This window comes from Roseomonas sp. TAS13 (genome assembly GCF_001950415.1).
Classification (GTDB): domain Bacteria; phylum Pseudomonadota; class Alphaproteobacteria; order Acetobacterales; family Acetobacteraceae; genus Roseomonas; species Roseomonas mucosa.
In genome coordinates this window covers 1-9461 of sequence record NZ_BDLP01000167.1, presented here as the reverse complement: position 1 = coordinate 9461, position 9461 = coordinate 1, and the positions used below count along the sequence as shown (strand labels likewise).

Sequence of the window (9461 nt, the reverse complement as noted above, 5' to 3'; positions counted from 1 at the left end):
GCCGCGCGCCCGGTTCCGGCGCCGGGACGGCGAGGCGGCGGAGCATGGCGCCCCAGGCCCCCAGCGGCACCACGGCGCGGCGGTCGAGGTTGCGGCGGGCGGTGTCGAGGCGGATGCGGTCGCCCACCTCCAGCTCGGCCTCCGGGTCCTCCAGCAAGGCGGTCAGGCGCTCGTGCAGCCCGCGCAGCGGGGCAAGGAGGCGATCCAGGCCGGCGAGGAGCTCCGCCCCGGCCTCCGGCAGGCCGGGATTGAGTGGATGCAGGTCGCATTCGGCGTCGTAGAGCGGGTCGGCCTCGGCGGTGCGGGCCAGGACCTGCCGGCGAACCTCGGCCATGAAGCGCTCGGCGGCGTTGCGCGGGGCGCCGTCGTGCAGGCGGGTGGGCCAGCCGGGGGCGGGCAGGACATTGCCGGCCTCCAGCGCGGCATCGACCAGGGGCGACAGGGCGGGATGGTCGGAGAGGACTTCCTCCAGCCGCCGGCGCAGGCCGCGGGCGCGGCCCCTCCCCCCCTCGGCGCCCAGCAGCCAGCGGCGCAGCTCGGACATCTCGGCGCCGGAAAGCTCGGCGGAGAAGGCGGCGTCGGCGGCATCGAAGACGTGGTGGCCTTCGTCGAAGACATAGCGCACGGCGGGACCGTCCTCGCCGCCGCCCAGCGCGGCCTGGACCATGACCAGGGCGTGGTTGGCCACGACCAGCTTCGCCCCGGCGGCGCGGCGGATGGAATGCTCCACGAAGCAGCGGCGCCAGTGCGGGCAGCCGGAATGGATGCATTCGCCGCGCCGGTCGGTGAGGTTGGCCACCGCACCGTAGGGGAAGAGCTCGGCGATCCAGCCGGGAAAGTCGCCGCCCTGCATGTCGCCGTCCCGCGTCGCCATCGCCCAGCGGGAGACCAGGGCGATGGCCAGGAGGCGGGAGGGCATGAGGCCCGCCGTGGCTTCCTCCAGGTTCAGCAGGCAGAGGTAGTTCTCCCGCCCCTTGCGGATGACGACCTGGCGCTTGCGCACCTCCGGGTCAGGGTAGAGGCGGGCGAGTTCGCCGTCGATCTGACGCTGGAGGTTGCGGGTGTAGGTGGAGATCCAGACCGGGGCGCCGTTGCGCTCGGCCCAGAGCGAGGCGGGGGCGACATAGCCCAGGGTCTTGCCCGTGCCGGTGCCGGCCTCGGCCAGCACGACATGCGGGGCGCCGGGCATTTCCCGCGCCGCGAAGGCCAGGGCAGCGGCGGAGGCGAAATCCGCCTGGGCGGGGCGCTGCTCGGCATCGGGCCCGAGGATCTCGGCGAGGCGGCTGCGGGCCTCGGCGGCGGAAACGGGCAGCGAGCCGGGGGGCGTGGGCGGGGCGCTGTCCTCCCAGTCCGGCAGGCGGCGCCAGACCTTCAGCGGATCGGAGGAAGGGCGCGCATCCTCCTTGCCCAGGGCGGCCATCACGGACGCGGCCCAGGGCCAGTCCATCCCTTCCCGCAGCCGGGCGGCGAGGATGGCGGCGTCGCGGTTCAGCGGCAGGTTCCGTGCGGCGGAGAGGCGGCGGAGGATCAGCGTGGCGAGTTCGGGGAGCAGGATGGCGGCGGATTCGTCGTCCGCCGGCATCTCCTGCCCCAGCGCCATGGCGAGGCCGCGCGGCGTCGGCGCGGCGGGCTGGGCCGGCAGGGCGAAGGCGAAGAGCTCCAGCAGGTCATAGGCCACCGGGAAGGGCGGCAGGCCGAGGCGGCGCGCCGTGGCCGGGGCGTGGACGAGCAGCGGCGGCGGCAGGTCAGCCAGGCGCCGGGGCAGGTCGGCGGCGGGAACCACGTCCAGCTCGCCATCCGGGGTCAGGATCGTGGCCTGGCCGAGGCCCGCGACCAGGGCCGGTGCCTCGGGCAGCAGGAGGCGAGGCACGCCCATGCGGGAGGAGTTCACCCTTTGATCCTAGCAGGACCCGGCGGCGGCGTCTTCTGCGGGGCGGTGGTGCCGGACCTGCCCGGAGTGGAGCCGCTCAGGCCGCCTGCGCCGCCTCCTCCTCCTGGCGGCGGTCATAGGCGCGCTGCGCCGCGGCCACCTCGCCGATATGGCTCTCGGCCCAGATCCGCAGGGCATCCACCGTCTCCGCCAGGGTCCGGCCCAGCGGGGTGATGGCGTATTCGACCGTGACCGGGACGGTGGCGAAGGCCCGGCGGGAGACGAGGCCGTCGCGCTCCAGGCTGCGCAGGGTCTGGGCCAGCATCTTCTGGGAGATGCCCTGGATCTCGCGCCGGAGCTGGTTGAAGCGCCGGGGCCCGGCCTCCAGCAGGATGAGGACCAGCACGGCCCATTTGTCGCCGATGCGGTCCAGCACCATGCGGGTCGGGCAGGACGGGTTGAAGCTGTCGCCCAACCTGTTGCCCAGGAGGAGAGGGGGGCGGTCTGTCAGGGTGGTTTCTCCGGGGTGATCAGCATCCCCGAAAGTGCCTTCTTTCCGGATGGTTTCCAATGGTTATCTGGTGTCCATCGGAAATCGCCAGAAGAGGAGTCTGGGCATGAAGATCGCATTGATCGGGGCCACGGGTCAGGCCGGGTCCGAGATCCTGGCCGAGTTGTCACGGCGCGGGCACGCGGTGACGGCCATCGTGCGGCACCCGGAAAAGGTCCCTGCCCTGTCCGGCGTGACGCCGGCGAAGGGCGATGTCTTCGACGGTGCGGGGCTGGCGGCGCTGCTGCGCGGGCATGATGCGGTGGTGAGTTCGGTGCATTTCACCCAGAGCGATCCGGAGATCCTGATCGCGGCGGTGAAGGAGGCCGGGGTGAAGCGCTACCTCGTGGTGGGCGGGGCGGGAAGCCTGGAGGTGGCACCGGGCGTGCGCCTGATCACGACTCCGGAATTCCCTGCGGCCTACCGCGCCGAGGCGCAGGCGGGAACGAACTTCCTGGACCGTCTGCGGCGGGAGAAGGAGCTGGACTGGACCTTCCTTTCGCCTTCCGCCCTGTTCTTCGCCGGGCCGCGGACAGGGACGTTCCGGCTGGGGCAGGATACGCTGCTGGTGGCCGGCGACGGAAAGAGCAGCATCTCCTTCGCCGATTTCGCCATCGCCATGGCGGATGAGATCGAGGCGCCGAAGCATTCCCGGAGCCGCTTCACCGTCGGCTACTGAGGGCATGCGCCGGGCCGGGGGTGGCGGGTGCCGCCCCCGGCCCGCCTTCCGCGTTCCGGGGCAGGCTGCCACGCGGCGATGTCCTGGCGCCACGGTTCCGGGATCGGGGCGCGGCCAGCGTTTCCGGCGGCCCGCCGGTCCAGGCAGGCCGCCGCTGCGGCGGAGTTCATGGGCGGGACACTAGGCGGAGCGGGCCTTGACGCCTAAACCCGGGGTAACCTTCGTGGGGGGCCGAGCTCCAGGCTGTCCCTGGGGGCTTCCTTTGACCGTTCCTTCGCCGGTATCAGCGTCCCGCCATGTCACACAGCTCCGACCCCAACCTCCGCGGCACCCGCGCCTGGCCCTTCGAGGAGGCGGCGAAGGTCGCCGACCGCCTGGCGGCCTCCGGCAAAGGCTCGGCGCTGTTCGAAACGGGCTACGGCCCCTCGGGCCTGCCGCATATCGGGACCTTCGGCGAGGTGGCGCGCACCACCTGGGTGCGGCGCGCCTTCGAGGCGATGACCAGCCTGCCGTCCCGCCTGCTCGCCTTCAGCGACGACATGGACGGGCTGCGCAAGGTGCCGGACAACGTGCCGAACGGGGAGATGCTGCGGCAGTATCTCGGCCGGCCGCTGACCCGGATTCCCGATCCCTTCGGCACGCATGACAGTTTCGGGGCGCACAACAACGCCCGGCTGCGCGCCTTTCTCGACAGCTTCGGCTTCGAGTACGAATTCGCGTCCTCCACCGACTACTACACCTCCGGCCGCTTCGACGCCGCGCTGATCCGCATGGCGGAGGAGCACGAGGCGGTGCTCCGGGTGATCCTGCCGACGCTGGGGCCGGACCGGCGGGCGACCTATTCGCCCTTCCTGCCGATCCATCCGAAGACCGGCGTGGTGATGCAGGTGCCGATGGAGGAGGTCCGCCCCGCCGACCGGACCCTGGTCTGGCGCGACCCGGAGACGGGAGAGCGGTTCGAGACGCTGCTCACGGGGGGCCATTGCAAGGCGCAGTGGAAGGCCGACTGGGCGCTGCGCTGGTACGCACTGGGCGTGGACTACGAGATGTCGGGCAAGGACCTGATCGACAGTGTGAAGCTGTCCTCCCAGATCTGCCGCGTCCTGGGCGCCGAGCCGCCGGTGGGCTTCACCTATGAGCTGTTCCTCGATGCCGGGGGGCAGAAGATCAGCAAGTCCAAGGGCAACGGGCTGACCATCGAGGAATGGCTGGAATACGGGCCGCCGGAATCCCTGTCGCTCTTCATGTACAACTCGCCGAAGAGCGCCAAGCGACTGCATTTCGACGTGATCCCGCGCGCCACGGATGATTATCTGGCGCATCTGGACAAGCTGCGCGCGAATGCGGACCCGGCGAACCCGGCCTGGCATGTCCAGGGCGGCAAGGTGCCGAACATGGGAGGGAGCCCGATCCCCTTCTCCATGCTGCTGAACCTCGCCGTGGTGGCGAATGCCGAGACACCGGAGATGCTCTGGGGCTTCGTGCGCCGCTACCAGCCCGAGGCGACGCCGGAAAGCGAGCCCATGCTGGCGCGGCTGGTGGAGCATGCGCTGGCCTATTACCGGGACTTCGTGAAGCCCGCCAAGCGCTACCGCGCGGCCACGCCGGGCGAGCGCGAGGCGCTGGAGGTTCTGGCGGAGCTGCTGCGCGAGAACCGGGCGCGGCTGGAGGCCATCCCGGCCGCCGAGCGCGGTGCGGCGATCCAGGATCTCGTCTATGATGCCGGGCGGCGCGAGCCCTTCCTGCAGACGGGCAAGGACGGGCGGCCGGGCGTGTCGATCGCCTGGTTCGAGGCGCTTTACCAGGTGCTGCTGGGGCAGCAGAAGGGGCCGCGCTTCGGCGGCTTCGTGGCGCTCTACGGCATTCCGGAGACCATCGCGCTGATCGGGGAGGCGCTGTCGCGGCCCGCCCCGGACACCGCCGAAGGGGAGAAGGCAGGGGCGTGAAGATCCCGGCGGTCGTCAGGAAGCACGGGGCGACGGCTTTCGGCCTCGTCCTGCTCGTCGCGGCGGTCTATGTCGTGCAGCGGGAATTCCGGGACCTGAAGGTCTCGGAAGTGCTCACCGCGCTGGAGGCGACCTCCGGCCACAGGCTGTGGCTGGCACTGGGCTGGACGCTGCTCGCCTTCGCGGTGCTGACCATCTACGACCGGCTCGGCAGCGTCTATGCGGGCAAGCCGATCTCCTACAGCCGGACGGCGCTGGCTGCTTTCTGTGCCTATACGCTGGCGCACAACATCGGCTTCGCGGCGGTGTCGGGGGCGGCGGTGCGCTACCGCTTCTATGCCGCCTGGGGTCTCACCTCGGCGGAGATCGCGCGGGTGATCGCCTTCACCAGCCTGACTTTCGGGCTGGGCGGCTTCGCGCTCGGCGGCCTCGTGCTGATGACGCATCCCGAGGTGCTGCCCTGGGTGGGCGACGGGGAGCTGATCCCGAGTTGGGCGGCGCAGTTCGTGGCGGTGCTGATGTGGCTGATCGTCGGCGCCTATGTCGTGCTAGCGCGCTTCGTGCCGCATTTCCATATCTTCGGGCACAAGGTGGACCTGCCGGGGCTGAAGCTCGCGCTGGCGCAGGTGGCGTTGGCCAGCGTCGATGTCGCGGTGACCGCGATGATCTTCTACGTGCTGCTGCCGGCGCCGATGCCAGGGGCGCCGCCCCTCACCTTCCTGATGTTCATGGGCATCTACGTTGCCGGCTACACCGCCGGGCTGGCGGCGAGCGTGCCGGGGGGGCTCGGCGTCTTCGACGGCTTCATGCTGCTGAGCCTGAGCCCCTGGATGTCGGCGCCGGAGGCACTGAGCGCGCTGCTGCTGTTCCGGCTGTACTACTACATCGTGCCGCTCTTCGTGGCCGGGGTGCTGTTTCTGGGCTTCGAACTGGCGCAGCGGCGTGCCAAGGGCCTGCCGCGCATCCAGGTGGAGGCGAGGATCGCCGACTCCCTGGAGGCGCCGGCACTCGCCATGCTGACCGGGCTGTGCGGCCTGCTGCTGCTCTTCGTGGGCGCCCTGCCGGTGCATGCGGGCAACGAGGCGATCGCGCACTGGCTGGGCGAGTGGGTGGCACTGGCCAACCAGTTCGCCGCCTCGGTGGTGGGGACGCTGCTGATCGCGGTGTCCTGGGGCCTGCTGCGGCGGCTGCGGCTGGCCTGCTATGCCGGGCTGTTCCTGTTGCTGAACGGTGTTGCGATCCTGTTCGTGCGCAACGATCCCTGGCCGGTGATCGGGGCGGTGCTGCTGGTCTTCGTGCTGCTCGCCGCCATGAACCGCAGCTTCTACCGCGACGCGCGGCTGACCGGGGAGCCGCTCAAGGGCAGCCGCATCCTGTCGCTGGTCGCGGGCATCGTCTGCGGCCTGGCCCTGGCGACCGTGGCCTACCGGGAGCCGGTCGGCACCTCCTCCTGGTGGGAGGTGGTGCTCTCGGCCTCCATGCCTTCGCCGCTGCGCTTCGCCGTGGGCGTGTCCGCCGCGCTGATGCTCTATGCGGTGTTCCGGCTGCTGCGCCCGGCGCGGGCGCGGCCCGCCGATTACGACATGGCGAGCCAGCAGAAGCTGCGCTCGCTGGGGGCGAGGCTACCGCGCCAGGGGGCGCAGCAGGAGCTGGGGGCGGTCTTCGCCGAGGGCGGCAAGGCGGGCTTCGCCTTTCGCCGCTATCCCGACCTCTGGCTGGGGCTGGGCGACCCGCAGGGCGAGGAAAAGGCGCGGGTCGCGGCGGTCTGGCGGTTCCGGGACCTTTGCGACGCGGCGGGCGTGGAGCCGGCCTTCGCCGATATCGGGCCCGGGATGCAGCGGACCTACGAGGATGCCGGGCTGACCGTCGTTCCCATGCCGGATGGCCGCAGCATCGCCTGCATCGCCGACCGCGATCCGGAGCGCGTCATCGCGCTGGCCGAGACCGTCTGATCCGGCCCGGGGGCACCCGGGACGCAGTGCCCGGCAGACCGGCGCACCGCCGCATCCGGCGATGCGGGGGCCATGCCGGCCCTGCTACTGGCTGGCCCAGACGATGCGGTGCATCCAGGTGATCTCGGCCAGATCGAAGCTGTAGTTCGGATGCGCCGGGTTCAGGCTGGCCAGTTCGATCTTCCGGGCGGATTGCCGGAGGAGTTCCTTGGCCATGACCTCCCCGCCCCGGGTGCGGACCACCACACGGTCGCCGCGCCGGATCGGGGCGGCGGGCGAGACGATGATGGTGTCGCCGTCGCGGAACACGGGCTCCATGGAATCGCCCGAGATCTCCAGCGCATAGGCATTGGGATCGGGGATCTCCGGCACGCTGATCTCGTCCCATCCGGCACCGGAGGGGAAGCCGCCATCGTCGAAGTAGCCGGCGCTGCCGGCCTGGGCGAGGCCGATCAGCGGGATGCGCCGCACCGGCCGCACGGCGGCGGAGCGGAAGTTCATCGGCGTGCCGCTCACCAGGCTGGCGAAGGCATCCAGGCTGGTGCCGGTGGCCTCCAGCACCTTGGCGACGCTTTCCGTCGATGGCCATCGCGCGCGGCCGTCCGGCCCGGTGCGCTTGGAGGGGTTGAAGGCGGTGGGGTCGAGCCCCGCCTTGCGCGCCAGACCCGAGGCCGACAGGCCATTCTCGGCCGCCAGCGCATCGATGGCGCGCCAGATGTCGTAGTGCTGCATGAGGCGATTATCCTAGGCAGGGATTCTGGTGGCAATAGGAAATATCTCTTAAGGAAACGTTGATTGCTCCCGTCATGAGGGTAATATTCACATTTAGTTCAACCATAAGGCGAGGACAGCCCCCGATGACCACCGCCGTTTCCGATAGCCGCATTCCGCCCAGGCGCTTCTCGGTCCCGAAGACCGAGCCCTTCCGCCATGCCGAGGAGGCCTGGTTCTGGACCATGTCGGCGCTGATCGCCCGCCGCGACGGCGCGCGCATCGTGGCCGGGCGCGGGCAGGTGCAGCGCCCCTGCGAGCCGGACGACGTGGTGAAGTGCCTGGACAGGCTCTATCGCCAGCGGCGGATCGACTTGGCGCATGCGAGGATCCTCCGGATCTGGGGGGAACGGGGGCAGGCGCCGGACCCGCGTTCCGCGCGCGAGAAGCACGACCATCGCCTGTGGCGGGAAGCCCTGGAGCGGCTGGAATGGCCGCTGCGGGTCAAGGGCATCGTGGCGGGCGAGGCGGGCTCCCCGGGGGGCGGTGGCGAGGTGGTGCATCTGGACGAGCTTTCCCGGTCCTGACGCATATGCGGGCCGAACCCTGCGGAACAGGTCCGCGGCAACCTCCGGGAGAAGCCACGGGGGACAGCCCTGGCGGGCCTGGCGGGCCTCCGGGGGCCGTGCCACGGCGGCTCTCGCATCGCCGGGCCGGTGGGGAACAGGAGCTCTGGCTGGGCTTTGGCGGCCGGGCGGACCAGGCCTGGCTGCGCCTGCTGCGGCCCGGTTTCCGGCACTGCTTCGCGGCGCTGCGCGACGGGGCCGGGTGGACGGTGATTGATCCGCTGTCGGGCCGGCTGCTGGTGACGCGGCTGGAAGTCGGCGGGAATTTCGACCTGCCGGGATTCTGGCGGCGCGCAGGATGCCATGTCCTGGGTCCCTTCGCACCTTCCGATCCGGCTCCCGGCCTGCCATGGTTTTCACCCCTTTCCTGCGTTTCGCTTTGCAGGGCCCTGTTGGGACCGCACGCGCCTTTCGCGCTGACCCCTTATAGACTCTACCTCAGGTTGCAGAAAAATCTTCATGCTGATGGGAAAATATTCTTGACTTCGGGACCCTGCCGCATGTAAACACCACGTCATCAACGGGCGAGCTGCGCCCGAAGGAATTTTTTCCCTGACCCAGGCTCAAAGGCCCGCGCCGGACTCCGGCGCGGGCCTTTCGTTTTGGCGGGATCTTTCAGGAGAGCGCGAACGCATGGGTGGCCTCTTCAGCGTGCCGAAGCCGGTGGTGGTCGCCACCCCCGTCCTTCCACAACAGGCCGCGGCCGATGCCTCGGCGGGCGCCGCCAACGCCGCCACCACCGAGGCGCGGCAGGACGGCGCCGAGCGCCGCCGGCGCGGGCTGGCGGGCACCATCGCCACTTCGGAGCGGGGCGTGCTGTCCCCCCTGCCCGCGCTGCCGGCGGCGGCGCGCAAGACGCTGCTGGGGGAGTGAGGGGATGAAGCCCGAGGAGATCCTCCAGCGCCATGCCCGTGCCCTGGAGGCGCGACGCCCCTGGGAAGGGGTTTGGCGCGAATGCTACGAGCATGTGCTGGCCACGGTGCCGGGCACGGGCGGCCCGGCCCTGTTCGACGGCACCGCGGCGGATGCGGTGGAGCAGCTGGCGGCCTCTCTCCTGGCGGAGCTGACGCCGCCCTGGTCGCGCTGGCTGTCTCTTGATCACACCTACGCACAGCTCCACCGTAAGG

9 protein-coding genes are annotated in these 9461 nt (G+C 70.9%); 6 read left to right on the top strand and 3 right to left on the bottom strand.

The window, feature by feature from the left end:
- On the bottom strand, positions 1 to 1891 hold a 1891-nt coding region (locus tag ROTAS13_RS13730), incomplete at its 3' end, for an ATP-dependent DNA helicase (protein ID WP_253187685.1).
- Between the two features lie 76 nt (positions 1892 to 1967).
- Positions 1968 to 2345: a helix-turn-helix domain-containing protein gene (locus ROTAS13_RS13725; protein WP_019460697.1), complete on the bottom strand. Its 378-nt coding sequence runs from the start codon at positions 2343 to 2345 to the stop codon at positions 1968 to 1970.
- 142 nt (positions 2346 to 2487) lie between these two features.
- Here ROTAS13_RS13725 and ROTAS13_RS13720 point away from each other — a divergent pair, with 142 nt between their 5' ends.
- From ROTAS13_RS13720 to ROTAS13_RS13710, 3 genes are all read left to right on the top strand, one after another.
- Entirely contained in the window at positions 2488 to 3099 is a 612-nt protein-coding gene (locus tag ROTAS13_RS13720; RefSeq protein WP_058389263.1) for an NAD(P)-dependent oxidoreductase, read from the top strand.
- A gap of 296 nt (positions 3100 to 3395) precedes the next feature.
- Positions 3396 to 5045 carry a lysine--tRNA ligase gene (locus ROTAS13_RS13715; RefSeq protein WP_075822616.1) on the top strand — a complete coding sequence of 550 codons (1650 nt, stop codon included), beginning with the start codon at positions 3396 to 3398 and terminating at the stop codon, positions 5043 to 5045.
- A complete protein-coding gene (locus ROTAS13_RS13710; RefSeq protein ID WP_075822615.1) occupies positions 5042 to 6997 on the top strand; it encodes a lysylphosphatidylglycerol synthase domain-containing protein in 1956 nt (651 codons plus the stop codon). The genes ROTAS13_RS13715 and ROTAS13_RS13710 overlap by 4 nt, the downstream gene beginning before the upstream one ends.
- A gap of 84 nt (positions 6998 to 7081) precedes the next feature.
- Here the strand turns inward: ROTAS13_RS13710 and ROTAS13_RS13705 are convergent, their stop codons facing one another.
- Positions 7082 to 7729 carry a helix-turn-helix transcriptional regulator gene (locus ROTAS13_RS13705; RefSeq protein ID WP_019460701.1) on the bottom strand — a complete coding sequence of 216 codons (648 nt, stop codon included), beginning with the start codon at positions 7727 to 7729 and terminating at the stop codon, positions 7082 to 7084.
- Positions 7730 to 7854: 125 nt separating this feature from the next.
- Between ROTAS13_RS13705 and ROTAS13_RS13700 the strand changes: the two genes are divergently transcribed.
- The 3 genes from ROTAS13_RS13700 to ROTAS13_RS13685 form a co-directional block, all read left to right on the top strand.
- Positions 7855 to 8295 carry a hypothetical protein gene (locus tag ROTAS13_RS13700; RefSeq protein ID WP_019460702.1) on the top strand — a complete coding sequence of 147 codons (441 nt, stop codon included), beginning with the start codon at positions 7855 to 7857 and terminating at the stop codon, positions 8293 to 8295.
- Between the two features lie 672 nt (positions 8296 to 8967).
- On the top strand, positions 8968 to 9207 hold the full coding sequence (locus tag ROTAS13_RS13690; RefSeq protein ID WP_019460703.1) for a hypothetical protein: 240 nt from the start codon (positions 8968 to 8970) through the stop codon (positions 9205 to 9207).
- Positions 9208 to 9211: 4 nt separating this feature from the next.
- Positions 9212 to 9461 (top strand): portal protein (locus tag ROTAS13_RS13685; protein WP_216348650.1); only part of this gene is annotated, 250 nt, incomplete at its 3' end.

What these genes read in the sequence shown, in the direction of transcription:
- ROTAS13_RS13720 (WP_058389263.1), top strand. Translation starts at nt 2,488, where the DNA reads ATGAAGATCGCATTGATCGGGGCCACGGGTCAGGCCGGGTCCGAGATC.
- ROTAS13_RS13715 (WP_075822616.1), top strand. Translation starts at nt 3,396, where the DNA reads ATGTCACACAGCTCCGACCCCAACCTCCGCGGCACCCGCGCCTGGCCC.
- ROTAS13_RS13705 (WP_019460701.1), bottom strand. Translation starts at nt 7,729, where the DNA reads ATGCAGCACTACGACATCTGGCGCGCCATCGATGCGCTGGCGGCCGAG.
- ROTAS13_RS13700 (WP_019460702.1), top strand. Translation starts at nt 7,855, where the DNA reads ATGACCACCGCCGTTTCCGATAGCCGCATTCCGCCCAGGCGCTTCTCG.
- ROTAS13_RS13690 (WP_019460703.1), top strand. Translation starts at nt 8,968, where the DNA reads ATGGGTGGCCTCTTCAGCGTGCCGAAGCCGGTGGTGGTCGCCACCCCC.